At 33.4% G+C, this 22,848-nt stretch carries 22 protein-coding genes; 11 read left to right on the top strand and 11 right to left on the bottom strand.

Translation table 11 applies throughout. From position 1 onward, the window contains the following. Positions 1–112 precede the first annotated feature (112 nt). The 3 genes from QLS31_RS06945 (at position 113) to QLS31_RS06935 (ending at position 3,201) form a co-directional block, all read left to right on the top strand. Entirely contained in the window at positions 113–1,024 is a 912-nt protein-coding gene (locus QLS31_RS06945; RefSeq protein ID WP_282743252.1) for an AEC family transporter, read from the top strand. Positions 1,025–1,076: 52 nt separating this feature from the next. Next, entirely contained in the window at positions 1,077–2,288 is a 1,212-nt protein-coding gene (locus QLS31_RS06940; RefSeq protein ID WP_282743251.1) for an MFS transporter, read from the top strand. Between the two features lie 274 nt (positions 2,289–2,562). Beyond that, positions 2,563–3,201 (top strand): peroxiredoxin, encoded by a 639-nt coding sequence (locus QLS31_RS06935; protein WP_282710395.1) that lies wholly within the window; start codon positions 2,563–2,565, stop codon positions 3,199–3,201. An 83-nt stretch (positions 3,202–3,284) separates the two neighbouring features. Here QLS31_RS06935 and QLS31_RS06930 read toward each other — a convergent pair whose 3' ends face one another. The 8 genes from QLS31_RS06930 to QLS31_RS06895 all read right to left on the bottom strand — a co-directional run bounded on the left by QLS31_RS06930 (position 3,285) and on the right by QLS31_RS06895 (position 12,474). Beyond that, positions 3,285–4,166, bottom strand: a complete 882-nt coding sequence (locus QLS31_RS06930; RefSeq protein WP_282743250.1) for a DMT family transporter — start codon at positions 4,164–4,166, stop codon at positions 3,285–3,287. Continuing rightward, positions 4,166–4,747 (bottom strand): GDP-mannose pyrophosphatase NudK, encoded by a 582-nt coding sequence (nudK, locus tag QLS31_RS06925; protein ID WP_282743249.1) that lies wholly within the window; start codon positions 4,745–4,747, stop codon positions 4,166–4,168. The genes QLS31_RS06930 and nudK overlap by 1 nt, the downstream gene beginning before the upstream one ends. Positions 4,748–4,767: 20 nt before the next feature. After that, a complete protein-coding gene (locus tag QLS31_RS06920; protein ID WP_282743248.1) occupies positions 4,768–5,799 on the bottom strand; it encodes a cellulase family glycosylhydrolase in 1,032 nt (343 codons plus the stop codon). Positions 5,800–5,876: 77 nt separating this feature from the next. Next, the gene (locus tag QLS31_RS06915; RefSeq protein ID WP_121364626.1) at positions 5,877–7,148 is read right to left on the bottom strand and encodes an adenylosuccinate synthase; all 1,272 of its coding nucleotides are present in this window, start codon (positions 7,146–7,148) and stop codon (positions 5,877–5,879) included. Between the two features lie 59 nt (positions 7,149–7,207). Beyond that, positions 7,208–7,663 (bottom strand): transcriptional repressor, encoded by a 456-nt coding sequence (locus QLS31_RS06910; RefSeq protein ID WP_035670620.1) that lies wholly within the window; start codon positions 7,661–7,663, stop codon positions 7,208–7,210. A 118-nt stretch (positions 7,664–7,781) separates the two neighbouring features. Next, positions 7,782–10,001: a RelA/SpoT family protein gene (locus QLS31_RS06905; RefSeq protein WP_099716282.1), complete on the bottom strand. Its 2,220-nt coding sequence runs from the start codon at positions 9,999–10,001 to the stop codon at positions 7,782–7,784. A 91-nt stretch (positions 10,002–10,092) separates the two neighbouring features. Next, complete coding sequence (locus QLS31_RS06900; protein WP_282743247.1) at positions 10,093–11,640, bottom strand: serine hydrolase; 1,548 nt, start codon at positions 11,638–11,640, stop codon at positions 10,093–10,095. 48 nt (positions 11,641–11,688) lie between these two features. Next, on the bottom strand, positions 11,689–12,474 hold the full coding sequence (locus QLS31_RS06895) for an RNA methyltransferase (protein WP_282743246.1): 786 nt from the start codon (positions 12,472–12,474) through the stop codon (positions 11,689–11,691). Positions 12,475–12,683: 209 nt separating this feature from the next. Here QLS31_RS06895 and QLS31_RS06890 point away from each other — a divergent pair, with 209 nt between their 5' ends. Genes QLS31_RS06890 through QLS31_RS06870 form a run of 5 tightly spaced genes read left to right on the top strand, consistent with a single transcriptional unit; the run spans position 12,684 to position 17,608 of the window. Further along, a complete protein-coding gene (locus tag QLS31_RS06890; protein WP_099714626.1) occupies positions 12,684–13,286 on the top strand; it encodes a trimeric intracellular cation channel family protein in 603 nt (200 codons plus the stop codon). A gap of 35 nt (positions 13,287–13,321) precedes the next feature. Next, positions 13,322–14,272: a FemAB family protein gene (locus tag QLS31_RS06885; protein WP_282743245.1), complete on the top strand. Its 951-nt coding sequence runs from the start codon at positions 13,322–13,324 to the stop codon at positions 14,270–14,272. Further along, positions 14,269–15,369, top strand: a complete 1,101-nt coding sequence (locus QLS31_RS06880; RefSeq protein ID WP_282743244.1) for a DegT/DnrJ/EryC1/StrS family aminotransferase — start codon at positions 14,269–14,271, stop codon at positions 15,367–15,369. The genes QLS31_RS06885 and QLS31_RS06880 overlap by 4 nt, the downstream gene beginning before the upstream one ends. Positions 15,370–15,372: 3 nt before the next feature. Then, positions 15,373–16,860, top strand: a complete 1,488-nt coding sequence (locus QLS31_RS06875; protein ID WP_282743243.1) for an oligosaccharide flippase family protein — start codon at positions 15,373–15,375, stop codon at positions 16,858–16,860. Then, positions 16,853–17,608, top strand: a complete 756-nt coding sequence (locus tag QLS31_RS06870; protein ID WP_282743242.1) for a transferase — start codon at positions 16,853–16,855, stop codon at positions 17,606–17,608. Before QLS31_RS06875 ends, QLS31_RS06870 begins: the two co-directional genes overlap by 8 nt. On the opposite strand, the gene QLS31_RS06865 is transcribed toward QLS31_RS06870, so the two are convergent. Next, positions 17,605–18,513, bottom strand: coding sequence for a glycosyltransferase (locus tag QLS31_RS06865; protein WP_282743241.1), 909 nt, complete (start codon positions 18,511–18,513; stop codon positions 17,605–17,607). The genes QLS31_RS06870 and QLS31_RS06865 overlap by 4 nt on opposite strands. A gap of 42 nt (positions 18,514–18,555) precedes the next feature. Here QLS31_RS06865 and QLS31_RS06860 point away from each other — a divergent pair, with 42 nt between their 5' ends. From QLS31_RS06860 to QLS31_RS06850, 3 genes are read left to right on the top strand one after another with little or no spacing between them, the layout of a single operon-like run. Continuing rightward, positions 18,556–19,680, top strand: coding sequence for a glycosyltransferase (locus QLS31_RS06860; protein ID WP_282743240.1), 1,125 nt, complete (start codon positions 18,556–18,558; stop codon positions 19,678–19,680). Beyond that, on the top strand, positions 19,664–20,071 hold the full coding sequence (locus tag QLS31_RS06855) for an FdtA/QdtA family cupin domain-containing protein (RefSeq protein WP_121342642.1): 408 nt from the start codon (positions 19,664–19,666) through the stop codon (positions 20,069–20,071). Before QLS31_RS06860 ends, QLS31_RS06855 begins: the two co-directional genes overlap by 17 nt. After that, positions 20,068–21,168: a glycosyltransferase family 4 protein gene (locus QLS31_RS06850; RefSeq protein ID WP_282743239.1), complete on the top strand. Its 1,101-nt coding sequence runs from the start codon at positions 20,068–20,070 to the stop codon at positions 21,166–21,168. Before QLS31_RS06855 ends, QLS31_RS06850 begins: the two co-directional genes overlap by 4 nt. Here the strand turns inward: QLS31_RS06850 and QLS31_RS06845 are convergent. Both QLS31_RS06845 and QLS31_RS06840 read right to left on the bottom strand, forming a co-directional pair. Further along, a complete protein-coding gene (locus tag QLS31_RS06845) occupies positions 21,165–22,055 on the bottom strand; it encodes a glycosyltransferase (RefSeq protein ID WP_282743238.1) in 891 nt (296 codons plus the stop codon). The two genes, QLS31_RS06850 and QLS31_RS06845, sit on opposite strands and share 4 nt — an antisense overlap. Further along, complete coding sequence (locus QLS31_RS06840; protein ID WP_099714636.1) at positions 22,055–22,738, bottom strand: ATP-binding cassette domain-containing protein; 684 nt, start codon at positions 22,736–22,738, stop codon at positions 22,055–22,057. Before QLS31_RS06840 ends, QLS31_RS06845 begins: the two co-directional genes overlap by 1 nt. Between the last annotated feature and the right edge of the window lie 110 nt (positions 22,739–22,848).

The raw sequence follows: 22,848 nt of genomic DNA, 5'->3' as shown, positions 1-22,848 counted from the left end.
AAATTGTAATTTCCAATTATTGTTGCTTTTTTTAACATATTGTAGCATCTAAAGCAGTTTTTTCTACTTCTCAAGATAAATTTAAATGGTATTTTTGTAATCAAATTAAGCTATGACTAATTTCATCCTAATCTTTGTTTTTTTATTCCTAGGTATTGTATTCCAAAATATAAAAGGGTTTCCTGTAACTGTTTATAAGCTATTAAACAAGATTGTTATTTATATCTGTCTCCCAGCGCTGGCCTTATATTACATTCCAAAAATAAAATGGAGTAATGAATTGTTATTCCCACTTGGAGTTGCTTGGATTGGATTTGTTGTATCCTATCTATTTTTTAGTTTTTTAGGCAGTAAATTTGGCTGGTCTAGAAAACTCATTGGTTGCTTAATTTTAACGGCCGGTTTGGGCAATACTTCCTTTTTAGGTTACCCAATAATTGAAGCATTATACGGAGAAGAAGGTTTGAAAACGGCTATTTTAGTCGATCAGCCCGGTTCTTTTGTGGTACTTTCTACCTTAGGAATTCTGGTTGCAACGTTATATTCCAGTGGCAACCCAAGCGGTTTTCAAATCGCCAAAAAGATTCTTCTTTTTCCTCCATTTATAACTTTTTTGATAGCCTGTTTGATGAATGTTTTTAATTTCGATTTTCAGGATTACGTTCAGCTTTTATTGCAAAAACTGGGAAGTGGAGTGACACCTTTGGCTTTGCTTTCTGTTGGTTTGCAACTGCGTTTTGACCGGAAAAGCCAGCATTGGAAGTTTTTAGGACTGGGACTTTTGTATAAATTAATATTGACTCCGGCTCTCATTTACGTGTTGTATGTCGTAATTTTGCAGCAGCATTCTAAAATTATTCAAGTTGCCATATTAGAGTCAGCGATGGCGCCCATGATTACCGCTTGTATTTTAGCTTCTACTCACGGTTTAAAACCTCGTTTAAGCAGTATGATGATAGGTTTTGGAATCCCATTGTCGTTTATCACCTTGTTATTTTGGTATTTTGTGGTTCAGTTTGTTTAATTTTTTTTAATCGAATATGGATCAATAATTAGTAATATAGTTTTTTAAAAATATGAATTCATCTCTTGATACTGTATCAAAAATTGATACAACTCCTATTGCTCAGCAAACCGTTTACTCTATATTATTTTCTATTGCATTCGCCCATTTATTGAATGATTTATTACAAGCCGTAATTCCGGCAGCGTATCCTATTTTAAAAGAAAATTTCAATTTAACCTTCACACAAATCGGGTTAATCACCTTGGCATATCAGTTGGCGGCTTCTATATTACAGCCTTTGGTTGGTTTGTATACGGACAAAAGACCAAAGCCTTTTTCTCAAATTTTCGGAATGCTGTTTACCTTATCCGGAATTGTGTGTTTATCGTATGCTTCCAGTTTTTCAATGATTATAATTTCGGTTGTTTTGGTTGGTATTGGTTCTTCGATTTTTCATCCTGAAGCTTCCCGAATCTCCTTTTTGGCATCTGGTGGAAAGCGTGGTTTGGCACAATCCATTTTTCAGTTGGGAGGCAATGCAGGAACGGCTATCGGTCCTTTATTAGTCGCCTTAATTGTGGTTCCTAATTCACAATATTACATCATTTGGTTTGTGGTTGTTGCCATTATCGGATTGATAGTTTTGAGTAGAATCGCACTTTGGTATCAAAACCATTTAAGTTTAAGAAGTGCCAAGAAAGCTGTAATCGATTTGCCTAATTTATCCCAAAAAAAGATAGTAATCTCAGTGGGAATTTTGTTGGTTCTGATATTTTCAAAATTCTTTTACATGGCCAGTATGTCCAGCTATTTTACGTTTTATTTAATCGAAAAATTTGGATTATCGGTTCAGGAAGCGCAATTTCATTTGGTTTTATTTTTGGCTTCTTGTGCCATTGGAACCTTAATCGGAGGACCGTTAGGCGATAAATTTGGAAGAAAATATGTAATTTGGTTTTCGGTGTTGGGAGCCGCACCTTTTACTTTATTGTTGCCGTATGTCGATTTGTTTTGGACAGGCGTTTTATCAGTCTTAATAGGAATCATAATCTCCTCTGCATTTCCGTCAATCTTAGTTTATGCACAAGAATTATTGCCTAAAAAACTCGGAATGGTCTCTGGCCTTTTCTATGGTTTTGCCTTTGGAATGGGCGGTTTAGGTTCTGCTTTATTAGGGAATCTTGCAGATCACACCAGCATAACGTATGTGTATTATCTTTGTGCGTATTTGCCTTTGATAGGGATTATAGCACTCTTTTTACCAAATTTAAAGAAAAAATAAGACGTCTTTTCAGGGGAGCTTTTTACTTCGTCAGTTCGCTTCGCTCGTGTCCTGCTCTACACTATATCTTTTGTTTTTTTAAGAAAAAAACAAAAGGATTGCTCCCAAAATTTCGGGGCGATCAGGGCTTGGGCATTTGTTTTCATAATGACATTTTTTTGAAGTATTGCTTTCTGGGTTTTACAAAAATTAGTAGAATTTTAAGATTAGTTTTCTCCTTTATTGCTTTTATTTCAATAACTTACAGTGTTACTAATCAATAAAATAAACTACTATGGCAACATTACGATTAGGCGATAATGCTCCTGATTTTGAAGCAGAAACGTCACAAGGAAAAATAAAATTTCATGATTGGTTGGGAGATTCTTGGGGTATTTTGTTCTCTCATCCAGCTGATTTCACACCTGTTTGTACCACGGAGTTAGGAACAGTTGCAAATTATTATCCTGAATTTGAAAAACGAAATGTAAAAGTAATCGCATTGAGTGTTGATGGAGTAGATTCGCACATGGAGTGGATCAAAGACATCAACGAAACTCAAAATACAACTGTAAATTTCCCTATAATTGCCGATGAAGACAAGCGTATTGCTGAATTATACGATATGATTCATCCCAACGCAAGTGAGAGTTTTACGGTTCGTTCGGTTTTTATAATTGGACCAGACAAGAAAATAAAATTAATGATGACCTATCCTGCATCAACCGGTAGAAATTTTGATGAACTTTTGCGTGTAGTTGATAGTTTGCAATTGACGGCTAATTACAGCGTTGCAACGCCGGCCAACTGGAAAGATGGTGATAAAGTAGTAATCTCGACTGCAGTTAAAGATGAAGATATTGCGGCTAAATTTCCAAAAGGCTACGAGAGGGTAAAACCGTATTTAAGAATGACACCGCAGCCTAATAAATAGTGGTTTTTAGAATATTTTTTAAATAGAAAAGCAGAATGAATTTATTTTTATTCTGCTTTTTTATTTTGTAAAAAGCATGATTTTTATTTTTTATTGGTAATTAATAACCCGGAAATAATGATTCCCATACTGATGATTTGGGTTATCAAAATAGCTTGATTTAGAAAAAAATACGCCAGAATCCCACTGAATACAGGAATCAAATAATAAATCAATGCTGTTTTTGAGGTTCCAATTAATCGAATGGCTTCGTTCCATAAATAAAAAGAAATTAAGGAAGCGCAAACGCCAACGTATGTGGTTACCAAGACTGTTTTAGTGTCAAAAATCACTTTTTTATAATAGATATGTTCATACAGATAAAAAGGGAACAGTAAAATTGTACCAATTACAAAAACACTGAACAAAAATACTTTTGGACTTAATTCATCTGGTTTTTGTCGAACTAATATCGTGTAATAAGCAAAAAAGAAGCAAGCCACTAGCATCAATACATCCCCAATGGTGAAGTTGATATGGAGTAATGCTTGTAAGGAACCTTTGGAAATAAGCACTAAAACTCCTGTGATTATGGTTGCAATTCCCACTATTTTTACATTGGAAACTTTCTCTTTAAAAATAATTCTCGAGAGTACAACAATAAATAACGGAATCGAAATGGCGATTAATGATAAATTAACTGCACTTGTTGTTTTTCCTGCAAAATAAATCAGCGTGTTAAAAATAGTGATACCTAATACAGCGGTAAGTGTAAGATAGCGAATGTGTTTCTTTACAATTTTGAAACTTTCATAAGTGCTTTTTATAGCAAATGGAGCCAAAACAATACAAGCAACTGTCCAGCGCCAAAAAGCCAATCCAACAGGAGGAATATGACCTTTTATCCCACTGGCGATTACCATATTTACGGACCAAAGAAAGGTAGCTAATAGGGCAAATAAAACCCCTTTAGTGGTGTTGTTCATTAAATAAGACTGTTTATTTTGGCATATTGTAACAACATAATGGTCTTTGCATCTTGCATTTTACCGGATTCAATCATAGCATAGGCTTCGTCAAAAGACATTTCCATTACATCTATATTTTCTTCTTCATGTGCTACTCCGCCACCGTCACTCACTTTCATGGATTCATCGTACTCACCTACAAATAAATATAAAATTTCTGTTACTGCACCCGGAGACATATACGTTTCCATTACCTTCTTTACTTTAGAAATGCGGTATCCTGTTTCTTCTTCGGTTTCTCTAATGATGCATTGCTCCGGATTGTCTGCGTCCAAAAGTCCGGCACAAACCTCAATCATCATTCCGGTTTCATTTCCGTTAAGATAGGTTGGGAGGCGAAACTGTCGTGTTAGAATAACTGTTTTTTGTTGTGTGTTATAAAGCAAAATAGCGGCGCCATTTCCTCTATCGTAAACTTCTCTTCTTTGGGTAATCCAGGACTCGTCTTTTTTTTGATAGTCAAAAGTTACTTTGTTTAAGATGTACCAATTGTCTGATAGCAATTCGGTTTTTTGGATTTTAATAGCTGGATTTTTCATTTTATTTTGTAAAAATATTTTTAAGGATTTCGAGGTTTAGCAGCTAGGTTTTTATACGTGGAGCCCCAGTTGTTATTGTTGGTATCATTAGGAGCGCCATCAGCAGTGAGCAGTGCATCTTGGTCATTTTTATCGTATTTCCATACCCATGCACATACAGAAAATCCTCTATTGTATACAGCATTAAGAAAATAACGAGGATTCATTAAAATCCCTGCATTCATAGGTGCTGTTTCTCCAAAAAGGACTGGTAAATTTTGCTGTTTTAATAAATCCAGCCTATTGTCTATTGCAGTTTCATTATCTAATAGCCATTTTTCATAAGCGTGAATATCAAAGACAATATTAGAATTTTTTTGTAGAAAAGAATTCCCTTTTTTTAGCAAAACACTTTCGTCTTGTCCTTGTTCAGCACAAGGTACAAGAATGATAGAGGGATTGCCTGTAATTCTAATAATGGCAACAAGTTCTGTCATGTCTTTTTCCCAGACTTCATCAGTATAACCATCAGCTCTGTCAAATCTGTAGGGTTCATTCCATACTTCGATCCATACATCTGGTTGATTTTTAAAATGCAACGCCCATTCTTGTAGTTTTTCTTTGTACGCTTTCCACCAAATGGTTTTTGAAGGACTTTTGCCTGTAAATTCTGTTTCTGTTTTTCCGTCCCAACCAAAACCGCATAAAATAGTAATTCTGTTATTTTTTCGATTTCCATCCACAATACTTTGTAATGAATGTAAAAAAGAACCATTACTGTCTTTTATAGGAATACCGGTTAAGGGTTGTTCTTGAACATTAGCTATAAATTCCCGCGCTATGTCCATATTCCAACTACTCATTTTTAGGTCATTTGCCCCAAAAACTTGAAATGAATTTGTTCCAATCAACTGAATGGGTTGGTTGTCTTTCAAAATTTTATTTCCTTTGACACTATATTTCTGATTGACAGTGTTTAAAGTGATATCTTGCTCCTCCCTACAAGACAAAAGCATACTAAAACAAGCAAATAGAATTGCGTACTGTAAAAATTTTTCTTGTTTTGGTATCATGGTGAGCTGAAAATGGGTTAGCTATTCGATTACTAAAGTATAAAAAAACGCTCTGAATTTCAGAGCGTTTAGTAATCTTATTTTAGAATAGTTTGCTTTCTGTCTGGACCTACAGAAACTATTTTGATAGGAACTTCCACTTCTTTTTCAATGAATGCAATGTATTCTTTTAACTCTGTCGGTAATTCATCATACGTAGTCATACCAGTCAAATCTTGTTTCCAACCTTTGAAATCCTGATAAACCGGAGTTACATTTTCTGGTTCGATGTTATAAGGGAAGTGAGAAATTTTCTCTCCTTTATAATTGTATTCCGTACATACTTTCAACGTTTCAAATCCTGAAAGTACATCGCCTTTCATCATCATCAGTTGCGTTACACCATTAACCTGAACAGCATATTTAAGTGCTACTAAGTCTAACCAGCCACAACGTCTTTGTCTTCCGGTTACCGATCCAAATTCATTTCCTACACGTGCCATAGTTGCACCATCTTCGTCAAAAAGTTCAGTAGGGAATGGACCACTTCCTACGCGTGTTACATACGCTTTGAAAATTCCGTATACTTCCTTGATTTTGTTTGGGGCAATCCCTAAACCGGTACATGCACCTGCAGCAGTTGTGTTAGACGAAGTTACAAATGGATACGTTCCAAAATCAACGTCCAATAATGAACCTTGAGCTCCTTCACATAATATTGATTTACCTGCTTTTTGAGCTTGGTGTAAATATTCTTCACTATCGATGAAATCTAATTTTTTTAGTTCTTCGATAGCTTCAAAAAATTCTTTTTCTAATTCCTCTAAATTGTATTGGATAGCAACATCGTAGAATTTAATCATTGCTTCATGCTTGTCAGCCAAAGCTCTGTAACGATCTGCAAAATCTTCTAATTCAATATCACCTACACGAAGACCGTTTCTTCCGGTTTTGTCCATGTAAGTAGGGCCAATTCCTTTTAATGTAGAACCAATTTTTGCTTTTCCTTTAGAAGCCTCAGAAGCAGCGTCTAATAAACGGTGTGTTGGTAATATTAAATGTGCTTTTCTTGAAATGATTAATTTGCTTTTGATGTCTAAATTAAATTTTTCAAGACCTTCAATTTCTTTTTGAAAAACAACAGGATCAATTACTACTCCATTTCCAATGATGTTTACAGCAGTTTTATGAAAAATACCAGAAGGAATAGTTCTAAGAACATGTTTTATTCCGTCAAATTCCAAAGTGTGTCCTGCATTTGGACCTCCTTGAAAACGAGCAATAATATCATAATTTGAAGTTAGAACATCAACAATTTTTCCTTTTCCTTCATCTCCCCATTGTAATCCTAGTAATAAATCTACGGTCATTCTATCTGTTATTTTGTAGTTAGTGATATATTGAAGGGACAACTAGTAAGTTATCCGTACTATTTTTGTTTTTTTATTCCATATAAATATAAGGAATGGTTGGTAATCTCTATGTCGAATATTTCTTCGATTGTTTTTTTGATACTTTGAATTCTTGGATCACAAAACTCAATTACTTCGCCAGTATCCGTCATTATAATATGATCGTGCTGTTTGTCAAAATATGATTTTTCATAATGTGCTTGATTTTGTCCAAATTGGTGTTTACGCACTAAAGCACAATCCAATAGCAATTCAATCGTATTGTAAAGAGTTGCTCTACTCACACGATAGTTTTTATTTTTCATTTTGATATAAAGGTTCTCTACATCAAAATGTTCTTCGCTATCGTAAATTTCCTGAAGGATAGCATAACGTTCAGGAGTTTTGCGATGTCCTTTTTTTTCAAGATACATTGTAAAAACATTTTTTACAATTTCTTGGTTTTTGGTGTTATCTGTGGAAATGAGTGTCATATGCGGGCAAAGATAAATTTTTTAGTTTAAAGTATAAAGTTTAAGGTTTGTTTAGTTTCAAGTTTTTTAGTTTCGCCTTGAACAAATTGAGATTTGAAACTAAAAACCGGATTTTTTTCTATGTTTTATAAACCCTTGTTACTTTATCGATTCCGTCAATTTTTTTGATGTTGTTAATCATTTTTTTCAAAATAGTATTGTTTTGAACAATTACCGCAACTTGACCATGAAAAATTCCTGCATCGGTACTCAAAGAAATACTCTGAATATTAACATGCATATTGTTGGAAATTACCTTTGTTAGCTGGTTTGTGAGTCCTAAAACATCCATTCCGGTTATGTTTATGATGGCTTTGAATTCTTCTTGCGAAGAGTCAATCCATTTAGCTGTCATTATTCGGTAGGCATAGTTGGATTGCATCCCAATGGCGTTCGGGCAATCTTTTTTATGCACTTTTATTCCTTCGTTGATGGTTACAAATCCAAATACATCATCACCAGGTATTGGGTTGCAACAAGGCGATAATTTGTAATCCAGTTTGTCGTGTTCTTTACCAAAAACAAGCATGTCGTAACTGCTGCTAATGATTGGTTTATGGATGTCTTCGTCAGCGGTGCTTGGCGAACGTTTCATTTTATTTTTGAAAAAATTAATGAAAGTATTGCTTTTTTGGGCTGCGTAATCCTTGAGTTGTTGGTTTTCAATGGCACCAATTCCCACTCTATAAAATAAATCTAAACTGGTTTTTAGTTTGAAAAAGTTAACCAATTCGTTAACCACTGATTCGTTCAATGTTATTTTTAAATGCTTTAGTTTTCGAGTTAGGAGTTCTTTTCCTTCTTCGCCAATTTTCTTGGTGTTTTCGTTTAAAACATTTTTTATTTTCGTTTTGGCTCTGGATGTAGTTACGTAATCCAGCCAGTTGACAGTAGGTTTTTGATGTTGCGAAGTAATGACTTCAATTTGGTCACCACTTTTTAATTCGAAATTCAAAGGAACTAATTTTCCATTAACGCGTGTTCCTCTGGTTCTAATTCCTATTTCGGAATGAATGCTGAAAGCAAAATCAAGTGAAGTGGCGCCTTTTGGCAATGATTTTATTTCTCCTTTTGGGGTAAACACAAAGATTTCTTTAGAATATAAATTCATTTTGAAATCTTCCACAAAATCTACTGCATTCGTTTCTGAATTTTCCAGAGCTTCTTTTAGTAAATTAAGCCATACATCCAGACCGCTTTCTTCAGTAGCGCCATTTTTATATTTGTAGTGCGCTGCGTATCCTTTTTCGGCAATTTCATCCATGCGTTCACTTCGAACCTGAACTTCAACCCAGCGTCCTTTTGGTCCCATTACTGTAATATGTAATGCTTCGTAGCCAGTAGATTTTGGTGACGAAATCCAGTCGCGTAAACGACTTGGGCTTGGTCTGTAATGATCCGTTACGATAGAATAAATCTTCCAGGCGAGAAATTTTTCGTCGTGGGGATTTGATTTGTAAACGATTCGCAAGGCAAACTTATCATACACTTCATCGAAGCTTACGTTTTGCGCCTTCATTTTTCGACGAATAGAATAAATAGATTTTGGACGACCTTTTATAATGTACTCAATCCCTTCTTCATCTAAAGCGGTTTTTAGAACGGCAGTAATATCAGCGATGTAAGCATCTTGTTCTTCTTTGGTTTCTTTTATCTTACTTACAATGTCGTTGTAAACTGCAGGTTCAGTGTACTTTAATCCTAAATCTTCAAGCTTCGTTTTTATGTTGTATAACCCCAGTCGATGCGCTAATGGTGCGTATATGTATAAAGTCTCCGATGCAATTTTGGTTTGTTTGTCCTCCTGCATCGATTCCATAGTCTGCATATTGTGCAAACGATCGGCTAGTTTAATCAAAATCACTCGAACATCATCATTCAGTGTAAGAATCATTTTCCTGAAATTCTCGGCTTGTAATGATGCATTCAAATCCTTTTGAACCATGGATATTTTGGTTAATCCCTCAACGATTTGAGCCACTTTAGGATTAAACAAACGTTCGATATCTTGAATAGTAGTTGGTGTATCTTCAACCACATCATGCAATAATGCAGCAGCAATGGATGTAGCTCCCAAACCTATTTCGGAAGCAACAATTTTTGCCACAGCAATTGGGTGGAAGATATAGGCTTCACCTGATTTTCTGCGTTGCTCTTTATGAGCTTCTACGGAAACATCAAATGCTTTCCGGATTAATTTTTTGTCTTCAGGTGTTAAAGTTTGGTAACTTATGCGAAGCAATTCTTTATATTCTTGGGCAATTGCCTTGTTTTCTTTTTCTAAATCTATTTCTGTCATAACGGCATTGTTCATTTCCTAAAAATAAGAATAAGTTGGGAGATATGCAAATGTATATTTGAATTTAAGGCTAAAGAAACAAGGTTTCTCTCTAATTTATTCTTTTTAAATCTAAATCTTGAAAATCATAACTAAAATCAGTCAATTCAGAAATGGGCTTCATTTTTATCATAATTGCTTTTCCGGTTGTGTCGCATTCAAAAAACAAATGTGCATCTGCATGAAAATAGGTATTATCCCATTTTACTACATAATTTGTGTCTTTGTAGAAAAAAACTTCACCAGTAAGTTGTGGAGATCGTTTTGAAACAAAATACAATCTTCCTTTTCTTTCTGAAAGTACTACTTCACCTAGCCAATTGTCTTTGTATGTTCCAATGAAACTTTTGAAATCAATTTTGATTTTCTCTTTTTTATTTTTTGATACAGTAGCCCAAACATCATCGGTTACTTTATCAGCAGAGGTTTCATATTCTTTTAAACTAGTGCTGTATTTAGTCACATAATCTTCTGATTGTATTCCTAAAAAACTGTCTTTTATAGTGTTGGTAATCGCTGAAAATGCAGCTCCTGATTGTTGATTGGTTAGAACAATAATTCCAAGGTTTAATTCAGGTAAAAGTGTTACTTGGGTAACAATACCCTCTAATCCTCCAGTATGACTTACTTGTTTGTAGCCTTTTACATCACTCAAAAACCAGCCTAATCCGTATCCGCTAAAATGAGTATTGTATGGTGCTCTCGTAGTTACAGGAATTATAGTTTGCAATTGCCACATCTCATTGTGTTCTTTTTCTGAAAATAGTTGCTTATTAGCAGAGCCATATTTTCCACTGTTCATTTGCATGATTACCCATTTGCTCATGTCGTTAACGCTGGAATAAATACCGCCGGCTGCATCTAAAATTGGATCTTTATAGCGTTTTATCACATGCAGTTTCCCATCAAGAGGTACATGCGGTGCAATTACATTTGTCGTGTCTTTCAATCGAACAAAAGAAGCGGCACTATTATTCATTTCCAATGGTTTTATAATACGCTCTTCTATAAAATCGCACCAGCTTTTTCCACTTGCCGATTGTATTACTTCTCCGGCAACGATATAAAGTAAATTATCATAATCATATTTGGTTCTAAAAGCCGAAGTTGGTTTCAAATATTGTAAATTCTCAATAATATCTGTTGGTGTAAAGTTACCGCCTCCAGGCCACATCATTAAATCGCCTGCACCAAGCCCCAATCCGCTACGGTGTGTCAATAAATCTCGAATCGTAAATTCATTCGTTACGTACTCATTATACATCTTGAAATTAGGAAGGTATTTGATTACTTTATCATCCCATTTCACTTTTCCTTCATCTACTAATATTGCCAAAGCGGCACTCGTAAACGCTTTACTATTGGATGCAACTCCAAAAAGCGTATTTGCATCCACTTTTTCGTTTGTTAAAATTGATTTTACGCCATATCCTTTGGCATGAATGATTTTTCCGTCCTTTACAATGGCGACAGCAATTCCAGGTACATCAAATGTTTTTAAGGTGCGATTTACTAATTCATCGACTTGAGTGGAACTGATTTGCGCGAAAGAAAGTGTCGTAGTAATTAAAGTGATTACAAGTAAGAGTTTATTTTTCATAGTATTTATATTTTATTGTTTTAAAATATGCAATCAAAAATTGTTAATCTAAAACCCTCTCTGTCTTTTGGCTTCAAAAATCAAGATGGCTGCTGCAACCGAAACATTCATGGAGTCGATCTCGCCTTGCATTGGAATGATAATATTTTGGGTTGCTTCTTTTCGCCATTCCTCCGTCAATCCGGTGGCTTCTGTTCCTACAACCAGTGCTGTTGACGTAGTATAATCCTGTGTGTGATACGAAGTCGAGTTTTGTAAAGTCGCACAATAAAAATTGATTTTTCTTTCTTTCAAAAACGCAATAATTTCGGATGTTGTTCCGGTTGCAATTTGGTTGGTAAACAAACAACCCACGCTGGAACGCACAATATTTGGATTGTATAAATCGCTTTTTGGATTGGCAATTAGTACCGCATCAAGATTAGCAGCATCGGCAGTACGAAGCAAAGCTCCAATATTTCCTGGTTTTTCCGGCGCTTCGGCAATAAGAATCAATGGGTTTTCAGATAATTTCAAATCAGATAATTGCATCGATTTGGTTTTGGCTACAGCCAAAATGCCTTCAGTGGTATCTCTGTAAGCGAGTTTTTGATAGATTTCTTTATTGATTTCTATCAGTTCGGCATTTTTAGATAATTGACGGGCTTCGTTTTCCGAACAAATTTCAGGTAAAAATAACAGCGTTTCCATTTCGTAACCGCCCTTGATGGCAATAGAAATTTCGCGTTTTCCCTCAATTAAAAAGGTTCCGTATTGTTTGCGCGCTTTTGCTTTTTCCTGCAATTGCACTAAAGATTTTATGTATGGATTTTGTATCGAAGTGATTTGTTTCAAGAGGTACAACTATTTAATTTATAGAAAACAAAGATACATAGAGAAAATTCAGTTTTCTATATTTGGATTCGAATATTTATCTGCTGTAATACACGTTGATTAAATGTAGCCAATAGGAGTTGGTTACACGAGTATTTTCTTTAATTTTGCCTGAATTAGATTCAATTAAAAGCATTCTTTTTATCCATTTTTAAATCCAAAAAAACAGTATGTTCCATTTATTAGACATCATCGGTACGATGGCTTTTGCCATGTCTGGCGCTTTGACGGCAATGAATAAAAAAATGGATCCTTTTGGTGTATTTATTATTGCATTTGTAACTGCCGTGGGTGGCGGAACCTTGCGAGACATAATGATTGGCAGGACGCCAGTGGGATGGATGCTGGACTTAAAATACGTTTATGTAATAATCATCGGATTTATATTGGCCATTATTTTTAGAAAAAAATTCGACAGATTACGAACTTCTTTGTTTTTATTTGATACTATTGGGTTGGGTGTTTTTACTTTGATAGGTCTCGAAAAAGGAATAAATATTGGACTTCATCCAGTTATTTGTGTGGCTTTAGGAACCATGACAGCTTGTTTTGGAGGTGTTATTCGAGATATTTTGTGTACTGAAATCCCCGTTATTTTTCGAAGGGAAATTTATGCAACGATCTGTATTTTGGGTGGAATAGTTTTCTTTATTCTTCGGGAATTTAATTTAGAAAATGATGTTTTATACCTGACAACCTCTTTAGTTATCATTTCGGTTCGTTTGATGGCGGTGAAATTCAAATGGTATTTACCTACTTTAGAACATAAATAAAAAATGCTTAATTTCACGAAGTCTAAAATCAAATAGTGAAAAATTATTCCGTCAAACAATACCAGGAAAGCGATTATACAAATTGGAATGCCTTTATTGGTCAAGCCAAAAACGCTACCTTTTTATTTCACCGTGATTTTATGGAATACCACAAAGAGCGATTTGAGGATTTCTCCTTGATGGTTTTTGAGGATGAAAAACTGATAGCTGTTTTGCCGGCAAATAAAGCTGGAGCAAAAGTTTTTTCCCATCAAGGTTTGACGTACGGCGGATTGGTTTATTCTGCTAAAATAAATGGAGAAAAAGTAGAAATAATTTTAGATTCTCTTTTGTCTTTTTTTAAAGAAAATGAGATAGAATCTTTTTATTGTAAACCAATTCCATTTTTCTACTCTTCTGGCGGGAATCATGAAACCGACTTCTTTTTACTTAAAAGAGGCGCTTCTTTAGATAAAAAAGAAATGAATCTCGCAATAAATTTGGCAATGCCTTTGACGATTTCAAAAAGTAAATTAAAGCATTTCAGAAAAATTGAAGCGCTCGATTTAGAATTGGTGGAAGAACATCAATTTGAATCTTTTTGGGAATTGGTTTTAGTGCCAAGACTATTCGAGAAACATAATGCAAAACCGGTCCATACCCTTCAGGAAATCAAAAAGTTAAAGGAAATGTTCCCTAATAATATCAAACAGTTTTCAGTGTATTATGAGGGCGTTATTATTGCTGGTATTACGTTATTCGAGACAGAAACTGTAGTAAAATCGCAATATGGAGCTACCACCAAAAAAGGAGAGGAGCTGCGCGCATTGGATTTTTTATTCATTCGTTTGATACAAAAATATAAGAGCGAAGGAAAGCTTTTTTTTGATATGGGTATCGTTACTGATGACAATGAAAAAGGATATAATATAGGACTTTTGAAACAAAAAGAAGAATTAGGATGCTCTGTTTACAGTCAGGATTTTTATAAAATGAATCTCATATGATACCATTTCTTGATTTGAAAAAAATTAACGAACCGTATGAAACTGCATTTCAGGAAAAAATGAAAGTGGTTTTAGACAATGGCTGGTATATTTTAGGGAATGAAGTCAAGGAATTTGAAACCAGTTTTGCCAATTATTGCGGTACAAAGCATTGCATCGGTACGGGAAATGGTTTTGACGCCCTAGTTCTAATTTTTAAAGGGTATATTCAATTAAGGAAATTACAAAAAGGAGACGAAGTTATTGTTCCTGCAAATACCTATATTGCGAGTATTCTGGCTATTTTACAAGCAGATTTAATTCCTATTTTGGTTGAGCCAAAGTTGGAAACTTACAACATCAATCCCGATTTAATTTCAGATAAAATCACTTCAAAAACAAAAGCTATTTTAGTAGTTCATCTTTATGGACAATTGGCAGAAATGGATGCGATACATGAAATTGCTGTTGCCAATGATTTGTTGGTTATCGAAGATGCGGCTCAGGCTCATGGTGCAATCAGAAATCAGAAATCAAGAATCAGCAATCAAAAATCAAGCGTAGCGTATAGTTTTTATCCCGGGAAAAATCTGGGAACATTAGGAGATGCCGGTGCCGTTATCACAAATGATTCGGACTTAGCAGAAGTCATTCGATCACTTCGTAATTATGGTTCGGAAACAAAATATTATAATGATTATATAGGAGTAAATTCAAGATTAGATGAATTGCAAGCGGCTTTCCTTAACGTGAAATTACCCAATTTAGACACTGAAAATGAATGGCGAAGAACTATTGCCAGACGTTATTTGTCTGAAATTAAAAACGATAAAATAATAGTGCCAAATTGGGATTTATCAAATAACCATGTTTTTCATTTGTTTGTCATTCGAACACAAAACAGAATCGATTTACAAGACTATTTACACCAAAATGGTATTCAAACCGTAATACATTATCCAGTTCCGCCACACAAACAAAAAGCATTATCTAATTGGAATTATTTATCTTTTCCAATCACCGAAAAAATTCATAATGAAGTGTTGAGTTTGCCTATAAGCCCAGTTTTGACGATGGATGAAGTGAGTTATATTGTTTCAGTTTTAAATAAATATTAAGTAGTGTCTGCTAGTAAAACATCATACCATCAAATTTTAAAAACGACATCACTTTTTGGTGGCGTTCAATTTCTCACGATTATTATTGCCGTAATCCGAACCAAATTAATTGCTGTTTTCATAGGTCCTACAGGAATGGGGATTGTAGCTTTGTTGAATTCTGCCATTGGTATGATAGGTGGTTTTTCAGGTTTAGGGATAGAAACAAGTGCAGTTAAACATATTTCAGGAGATTATAAAAACGAGGATTTAAATACGGTTTCAGCCACTGTTTTGGTGGTTAAAAAGGTAGCTTTGATAACGGGAATTGTTGGGGCGTTGCTAACTATAGTTTTTTCAAATTGGTTAAGCATCATTACTTTTGGAAATTCAGACCAAATGTATTCGTTTGTTTTTCTTTCCATTACGTTATTGTTTAAGCAATTGACAGTAGGGGAATTAGTAGTTTTACAAGGATTAAGAAAAATGAGGTTTTTGGCGAAAGCGAATCTATATGGAAATGTATTCGGCTTGCTGTTTTCCATTCCGTTGTATTATTTTTATGGAATCGATGCCATTGTCCCGACCATAATTATTGCCTCTTTATCCGCTTTGTTATTTTCTTTTTATTTTTCGAAAAAAGTAAAAATTGAAAGAAAGGGCATAACAAAGGATCAATTAATGACGGAGGGCAAGAGTATTGTCAGGCTTGGAGTCATGCTGACATTAAGTGGTTTGTTGACTTTATTGACAACCTATTTAATCCAAATTTATGTTGGAAAGCAAGGAGGTTTAGAACAAGTCGGGTTTTATAATGCGGGTTTTACCTTGTTGAATTCTTATGTTGGGGTGATTTTCACGGCAATGAGTACCGATTATTTTCCAAGATTGGCTTCAATTAGTAATGAGAATGAAAAAGTCAGAACAAGTGTAGTTCAACAATCGTTCATTTCGATATTGATTATAACGCCTATAATAATTTTGTTTTTAACGTTGATTCCGCTTATCGTTAAAATTGTATTTACGTCAGAATTTAGTACTATTATTCCAATGGTTTGTTTTGGAATATTGGCAATGTTATTCAGAGCGGTTTCTTGGTCGATGGGCTATATTTTGATTGCCAAAGGAGATTCGAAAATGTTTCTGAAAACTGCTGTTGTTTTCAATAGTGTGTCTTTATTTTTAAATGTTTTAGGTTATTATTTTTGTGGACTGGAAGGGCTTGGATTTAGTTTTTGTATCTATTATTTGATTCATTTTTTTGGTCTAAAAATAATTGCAAAGAAAAGATATGGATTTTATTTTGACAACGATTTCTATCAAATTTATTTAATTTGTATATTGATGTGCCTTGTTACTTTTTTATTTAGATATATTTCGAATCCGATTTTGAAATACAGCTCAATGTCAGTAATGGTTGTTCTTTCATTGGTTTTTGTTTTATATCAAATGAATAAAAAGGTGGAGCTAAAAGGGTTGTTTAATGCTATAATTAAGAGAAAGAATGATTGAGATTTTAAAAAATAATTATAGAAAAGCAAAGTTAAGGTATCAAAAACTTAAATTTTATTATTCCATAAATTGGACAAAAACGCTATACTTTAATTTCAAAAAATTTCCTTTTAATACAGCTAAAAAGCTTCCGGTTTTTTTCTATGGAAGCGTAAAGTTTACTAGTATAATTGGAAAAATTGAAATAGAAGGCAATATTAAAAAAGGAATGATTGGGTTTGGTCAGGCTTATGAAATGAACACACGTCATAAAGGAATTGCTGAAATTATTATAGCTGGAAAAATAGTATTCAAAGGACATGTTCAATTTGGTAAGGATTACTTTGTTTTTGTTAGTGAAAATGGAGTTTGCGAAATGGGACATATGTCTTCACTAGCTTCAAATGGTAAATTGATTTGTGTTGAAAAAATTGTATTGGCGGATTACGCAAGATTTGGATCAGAATCTCAAATTATTGATACCAATTTTCATCAAATGTTTGATACAGAGACGAGAGAAAAATTCAAAATAACAGCTCCGATTTTCATAGGAAGTCATAATTATATTGGAAATAGAGTTTCGATTATGCAAAATACAATCACTCCAAATTATTGTACAATTGCCTCAAATAGTTTGTGCAATAAAGATTATACTTCCCTTGGGGAAAATGTTTTAATTGGAGGTATTCCAGCAAAATTAATTAGAACAAATATTTCCAGAGATTGGGAAGGGGAAAATGAGAATTTAGAACAATTGTTGACTGTTTAATAAGTCTTGAAATTCTTTCTCCAAGACAATACAATCCGTAAGCTAAGATTTTTAAATAATAAACTATAATTTTTATTTTTCCAGCAATGTATAATTTCATAATGCACTCTTTTTTGTAGTGCTAAATCCTCTGTTTTATTTCTATTCATTTGGACTACTTTCTTCAAAATCAAATGAGTTGAGTGATTTATTTTTTTTGCTCTGGCGTTATTTTTTTTGAAAAAATAAGTTTCCAAAGAATCTGTGACCACTCTTTTTTGAATAAGAATTTCGTCAATAAAATCAATTTCATGATCTCTTGAAGCTCGAATCCAAAAATCATAATCTTCATATTCGAGTCTTTCATCATATCCATTCAAAGTATCATAAACGTCTCTTTTTATCATGCCTGAAACGGAACAAAATGTCTTTCCAGATGTTATTATTGTGGCATAAATCGCACCAGTTGGTCTTTTAGTAATTACTTTTTTTGAAGCATTAACCTCAAAGAAATAGGATTTAAATTTGCCGTTTTCCGCTATTAATTCTGCATTTCCATAGACAATGGCAAGATTTTTATAAGGACTATTTTGAAAAGTTGCTACTTGCAATGCAATGCAATCAGGAAGCAAAATGTCATCAGTTGCTAAATCAATAATAAATTCTCCTTTGGCAGTTTTTAGGGCATTGTTGAACGATTTTGTTATTCCTAAATTTTGTGTATTTCTTATAAATATAATTTCAGGGTGCTTTGCTACAAAATCAATAATTACTGATACTGAATTATCATTGCTACAGTCATCAACAATAATGATTTCAATAGTTGTATAAATTTGATTCAAAACGGAGTTCAAAGAATCAACAACAAATTTTTCATGATTATAGCAATGGCAAATGATACTCACTAGTGGATTATGGGAATTCAAATCAGTTTTGTTTATTATATTTGAACAAAAATAGTGATTTAAATGAACGAAACTCCCCGAAAATATAAAATAGCCTTAATAGGATATATGTTAAGTAATGGAGGGGCCGAAAGAGTACTATCAACGTTATCGCAGTATTTGCATAAAAATAATTTTGAGGTGCATAACATAATAATGATCGATCAAGTAACTTACAATCATGGTGGTGAGTTGCTTAATTTAGGTAGACTCAGAAGTAAATCGAATGGATTATTTAATAAAATAAATCGGTTTATTACATTTAAAAAATATGTAGATCAACAAAATTTTGATTTGTTAATTGATTTTAGATTTAGGGTTGTTTATTTTCAAGAGTTTTTCATTTATAAATTCATTTATACATTACCAAAAATACAAACCGTTCACAGCGGAAGATATGAGAGCTATCTATTCAAATATAAAGTACTCTCAAACTATATTTTTAGGAATTTTAATAAAATAATTACCGTTTCTAAAGCACAACAAAAATTAATTGAAAATGAACTAAATTTTTCTAATTTAGAAACAATTCATAATCCAATAGACATTGATGAAATAAAATCAATATGTAATTCTCAGAAATCAGATGAATTTGATTTTGAATATATAGTTGCTGTTGGTCGATTAGCAGTAACGAAACAGTTTTGTAAACTTATAGAAGCTTATTTATTGTCTGATTTATCATCCTCAAATATTCATTTGGTAATTGTTGGAGCAGGTCCAGAGTTAGAAAATTTAGAAAAATTAATACTAAAAACATCTTCTTCAAAATACATTCACTTAGCAGGTCAAATTGACCATCCATATGTAATAATTAAACAGGCAAAGTTCTTGGTTCAATCTAGTCTAGTCGAAGGATTACCCATGGTTCTTATTGAATCTTTGTGTTGCGAAACACCAGTAATAGCTTTTGACTGTTTTTCAGGACCTAATGAAATTATCGTTGATGGACAAAACGGAATTTTGGTCGAAAATCAAAATTTCAAGCTGTTAATTGCTGCAATAAATAAAATGGCTTTTGATGAAGAATTTTATTATCATTGTAAATCTAACAGCTTTAATAGTATCAAAAAATTTGATATTAAAATTATAGGACTTCAATGGCAAAAATTGATTCTAGAAATAATAAAAAATGAAAACAACTCTTAACGCCATACAATTATTAAAAATCCCTGTTGTGGAAGATACACGTGGGAATCTGGCATTTATTCAAGAGGATGTTTTGCCATTTGAATTCAAACGTGTGTATTATCTTTTTGATGTGCCGAGTAATGCATACAGAGGTGGGCATTCGCACATTGCGCAGCAAGAAACGCTGATTGCTTTGAGCGGAAGTTTTGAGGTTGTTCTTCAGGATGGATTAGAAAAAAAATCATTTATATTGAACAAGCCAAATGTTGGATTGCTAATACCAACAGGCATTTGGAGAGAATTGCAAAATTTTTCTTCTGGAGCCGTTTGTTTGGTTTTGGCATCTGGTGTTTTCAAAGAAGAAGATTATATTAGGGATTTTGATGAATTTTTGGAATCCAAAAAATGAAGCTTCTTTATATAGTTCCCAACATAAATAACGAAGGCGGTGTAGCCAGAGTCCTTTCGATAAAAGCTAATTATCTGGTTGAAAAATTGGGATATGAAGTTCATATTCTGACTCAAAACGAGGGTTTTTATCCTTTGTTTTATTCTTTTAATTCCAATATTGTTTTTCACGATTTACCATTGAAAGGTAACTTTTTTCAGTTTTTTAATTTTTTTGCGAAAGGGTTAAAAAGTAAAATTAAAGCAATTCAACCCGATATTGTTGTTGTTTGTGATAATGGTTTAAAGGCATATTCAATTCCTTTTATTTTAAAAAATAAAGTTCCTCTTATTCTAGAAATGCACAGTTCCAAGTTTGTTGAAGAAAGAGAACTAAGGGATGATTTCTTGACCAAAGTTGTGTCTAATGGTATTCATGCTTTAAAAAAAATCGGGATAAAGAAATACGATCGATTTGTTGTTGTAACGAGCGAAAGCATTGCAGAATGGAATATAGATAATACAATTGTTATTCCAAATCCCTTGTGGTTTACTTCAGAAAAATCGAGTACTTTAGAAAGTAAAAAAGTCATAGCTGTTGGCCGTCATACGTATGAAAAAGGATTTGACAGAATGTTGCAAATTTGGAAAAAAGTTGTTGTAAAACACCCGGATTGGACTTTGGAAATTTACGGCAAATCAGCTAAAAATATCGATTTAAAATTGTTGGCTGAAAACCTAAATATTTCAGACAATGTTGTTTTTTATGAACCGGTTCAGGATATAGATAAAAAATATTTAGAAGCCTCATTTTATCTGATGACGTCTCGATTTGAAGGTTTTGGGATGGTTTTAATTGAGGCGATGGCTTCCGGATTGCCTTGTGTTGCTTATGATTGTCCGTGTGGGCCAAGAGGAATTTTGTCTCATGGTGAAGACGGTTTTTTGATTGAAAACGGCAACGAATCAGATTATGTAGAGGCTGTAGTAACTTTAATCGAAAATGCGACATTAAGAAAAGAAATGGGGAAAAAGGCAAAGTTATCCAGCGAAAAATACAATATAGATGCTATTATGCAAACTTGGAATCAATTATTTATTGGACTCAAAAAGGATTAATTTTTATCATTTATCGAACATAAATAGCCAACTCGAAACCAATTAAAAAGAAATAAATTAGGATTGTTTCCGGTCAAATTCTGCAATAGATGTTTCTCTAAAAAGGTATGCATTTTTGAAATGATAAAATTGGATTTTGTTCTTTTTAAAAAATGATACAATTGAATCAGTCTTACAAATTCAATATCAATTTTTTCTTCTTCGTACAGTGAAATCAAATTTTCTAAAGACTCTTTGGTCTTGTTCAAATAAACCAAATTGGTATCAATATCTCCGTGTTCAATAGGATTTTCAATGTGATTTACTTTAGATTTTAATAAACTCAATTGATACGAAAGTTGGGTGTCATCATGACCATATTTCTTTCTGTTTTTGTCAAATTTTACTTTGTTGAAACAGTCTTTTTTGATTATGGTATTATTAAAAAGTAACGATTGATACGGTTTTTTCATTCGGTTTATTGCAGACTTATCCTCAATAAACCTTCCGTATTTCCAACGTAGTTTTTGGTTGTTAGAAGGACATTTTTCAGGATGTAACCTACCGCCATAAACAACATCAAAATCATTAAGGTTGTCAATGTATTTTTTTATGTATTGGTCATGAATAATGATTGAGTCGCCGTCAATGAAAAGCAAATAATCAAATTTTGCTTGTTCGGCAAGGGAATTTCTGTTTTCACGATGTGCCAGATTTTCTTTTAAGGAGACAAAACTGCAATTTGATAATGCATTCACATTTTCATTGAGTACATTCAAACCTGATTTTGAAGCATCGTCTTGGCATAGAATTTCAAAATCTATTCCGCAATCCATACATTGTTTGTGCAACTCTAAAACAAGAGGATAAACATTGTAATTGTATATTGGAACAAGAATGGAAAGCATTATGCCGTTCTCTGAACCACTTCAAAGATTTTTGCATCTTCACATTTCAATGTTTTAGATGGGAATTTCATCAATAATGCATAATCGTGTGTGGCCATAATGATGGTTTTTCCGTTAGCATTGATGCTTTTTAATACTTCTAAAACTTCGGCACTGGTTTGTGGGTCAAGGTTTCCTGTTGGTTCATCAGCAAGGATTAATTCAGGGTCGTTCAGTAAAGCTCTGGCAATGGCAACACGTTGTTGTTCTCCTCCAGAAAGTTGATGCGGCATTTTATTGCCAAATTCTCTCATCCCTACTTTATTTAAAACCTCGTCAATCTTGTTTTGCATTTCTACGTTGTCAATCCAGCCGGTAGCTTTTAGGACAAATAACATATTGTCTTTTACAGTTCTGTCCGGTAATAATTTGAAATCTTGAAAAACGATTCCAATCTTTCTTCTCAAAAACGGAATGTCATCTTCTTTTAATGTGGCTAAATCAAAATCTACAATATTTCCTTCTCCTTCTGTTAAAGGTAAATCAGCATATAAAGTTTTCATTAAACTACTTTTTCCAGAGCCTGTTTTTCCAATAATATAAAGGAATTCACCATGTTTTACCTCCAAGTTTACTTGGGATAAAATAGATTTACCTTCTTGGTAAATATTTACATTTTTTAGAGACAGTACGGATTGTGACATAGTTTGCATTTGTTTATTGGGTAAAAGTAATAAGATAACGGTTCTATTCAAAATAAATTCTATTCAATTAGATAGAATTCTGATAATTATAAATAATAAGTCAAAGTGGC

Source organism: Flavobacterium sp. XS2P24 (assembly GCF_030010285.1).
GTDB lineage: Bacteria > Bacteroidota > Bacteroidia > Flavobacteriales > Flavobacteriaceae > Flavobacterium > Flavobacterium algoritolerans.
This window is presented reverse-complemented; position numbering and strand designations above follow the sequence as displayed.

Coding starts and splice junctions, on each gene's coding strand:
- QLS31_RS06945 (WP_282743252.1), top strand. CDS start 113: ATGACTAATTTCATCCTAATCTTTGTTTTTTTATTCCTAGGTATTGTA.
- QLS31_RS06940 (WP_282743251.1), top strand. CDS start 1,077: ATGAATTCATCTCTTGATACTGTATCAAAAATTGATACAACTCCTATT.
- QLS31_RS06935 (WP_282710395.1), top strand. CDS start 2,563: ATGGCAACATTACGATTAGGCGATAATGCTCCTGATTTTGAAGCAGAA.
- QLS31_RS06930 (WP_282743250.1), bottom strand. CDS start 4,166: ATGAACAACACCACTAAAGGGGTTTTATTTGCCCTATTAGCTACCTTT.
- nudK (WP_282743249.1), bottom strand. CDS start 4,747: ATGAAAAATCCAGCTATTAAAATCCAAAAAACCGAATTGCTATCAGAC.
- QLS31_RS06920 (WP_282743248.1), bottom strand. CDS start 5,799: ATGATACCAAAACAAGAAAAATTTTTACAGTACGCAATTCTATTTGCT.
- QLS31_RS06915 (WP_121364626.1), bottom strand. CDS start 7,148: ATGACCGTAGATTTATTACTAGGATTACAATGGGGAGATGAAGGAAAA.
- QLS31_RS06910 (WP_035670620.1), bottom strand. CDS start 7,663: ATGACACTCATTTCCACAGATAACACCAAAAACCAAGAAATTGTAAAA.
- QLS31_RS06905 (WP_099716282.1), bottom strand. CDS start 10,001: ATGACAGAAATAGATTTAGAAAAAGAAAACAAGGCAATTGCCCAAGAA.
- QLS31_RS06900 (WP_282743247.1), bottom strand. CDS start 11,640: ATGAAAAATAAACTCTTACTTGTAATCACTTTAATTACTACGACACTT.
- QLS31_RS06890 (WP_099714626.1), top strand. CDS start 12,684: ATGTTCCATTTATTAGACATCATCGGTACGATGGCTTTTGCCATGTCT.
- QLS31_RS06880 (WP_282743244.1), top strand. CDS start 14,269: ATGATACCATTTCTTGATTTGAAAAAAATTAACGAACCGTATGAAACT.
- QLS31_RS06870 (WP_282743242.1), top strand. CDS start 16,853: ATGATTGAGATTTTAAAAAATAATTATAGAAAAGCAAAGTTAAGGTAT.
- QLS31_RS06860 (WP_282743240.1), top strand. CDS start 18,556: ATGAACGAAACTCCCCGAAAATATAAAATAGCCTTAATAGGATATATG.
- QLS31_RS06855 (WP_121342642.1), top strand. CDS start 19,664: ATGAAAACAACTCTTAACGCCATACAATTATTAAAAATCCCTGTTGTG.
- QLS31_RS06850 (WP_282743239.1), top strand. CDS start 20,068: ATGAAGCTTCTTTATATAGTTCCCAACATAAATAACGAAGGCGGTGTA.
- QLS31_RS06845 (WP_282743238.1), bottom strand. CDS start 22,055: ATGCTTTCCATTCTTGTTCCAATATACAATTACAATGTTTATCCTCTT.
- QLS31_RS06840 (WP_099714636.1), bottom strand. CDS start 22,738: ATGTCACAATCCGTACTGTCTCTAAAAAATGTAAATATTTACCAAGAA.